Here is a 1,095-nt window from a genome sequence, read left to right as displayed (position 1 = left end):
GCCTACCGCCTGGCAGGTTTCAAGGGTTTCATAGGACAGGAAGCCCACGACCGGCACGTGCGCTTCGCCGAGATGCGGTCGCGTATCAGTTAGCCCCGACAGGCGGTGGTGAGGCACGGACCCCCTCACCACCGCTCCCTTAAACGGTCACGCTGAGGCGTCTGTGCCCCTCAGAGCCAGGCGGGCGTGCACAAGTCTGCGAAGCTACTCCCCCTCTGATTCACTGCTCTTCTTTTTCTTCTTCGGGATGACTGGCGCCGCTATCGGCGGAGCGTTATTGTCATTTTCTCCGGCGACCACCCAGTACCGGCCTTCTATTTCGGCGGCGGGGCGATCGTCTCGCGGTTCCGGTGCCGGGACGACGCGCACCGAGATGAACTCACCCTTCCTCGGCGTATCAAGTCCGAGCGACCGCGCTACTAGCGGGTCATTTTCTTGGTGACCGAGGACGAGGATGCCCTTGCCTCGGAGGGCGGTGCGCGCGCCACCGTTATCGCGTACTCGCTTCAACGGGTCCTCCAGACCGTGACCCACTGTCTCCACAGTCACTCTCCGAATGAGAGACCTCTGAACTTCTAGGAATAGCTGATTGATGCGCGCTTGGCCGCTCTCTCTGTTTCCTGCACCCTTGGCGGACATTATTCGGTGCCGCTTGACGGGGTCCATGTGCAACAGCTGATTGGGCGCCAGAGTCCCCTTGCCTCCCCACAGCCAGTCAATGGACGCCACCCCCGCCGAGTTCAGCTTGCGCTTCATGTCGCGATTCCTGGCCGCCCTCAGATGCTCCTCTGAGGCGCGCACCAGCCCAGCCTGCCAGGTACTCTTATCATCACTGGCCGTAATTACCAGGCAGACATGGCCGGCCAACTCAGGCCCAATTTCCCATCCGCCGACACTCTTGGCGAACTTGCAGTCGACCTCGATCCCTTCGATGAGGTAGTCAGCCACCCTCCCTTCCGCGAGTCGGAATTCCTTGTATATGTTGATCTCTACGAGGGTTCCCATGTGGGTCTTCTCGGTCTTATGCAGTTCGGTGTAATCCCACCGGCCCATGCGTCGGCCGTCCAGAAGTTGATCGTAAGTTCCCCGGATAAC

The 1,095-nt window shown here is 60.5% G+C and carries 1 protein-coding gene; it reads right to left on the bottom strand.

The features are described from left to right. Positions 1–204 precede the first annotated feature (204 nt). Positions 205–1,095, bottom strand: an 891-nt coding sequence (locus tag IE312_RS18020) for a NaeI family type II restriction endonuclease (RefSeq protein ID WP_229900018.1), incomplete at its 5' end; no start/stop codon positions are given.

Source organism: Streptomyces capoamus (genome assembly GCF_014654935.1).
Classification (GTDB): Bacteria; Actinomycetota; Actinomycetes; order Streptomycetales; family Streptomycetaceae; genus Streptomyces; species Streptomyces capoamus.
This window is presented reverse-complemented; position numbering and strand designations above follow the sequence as displayed.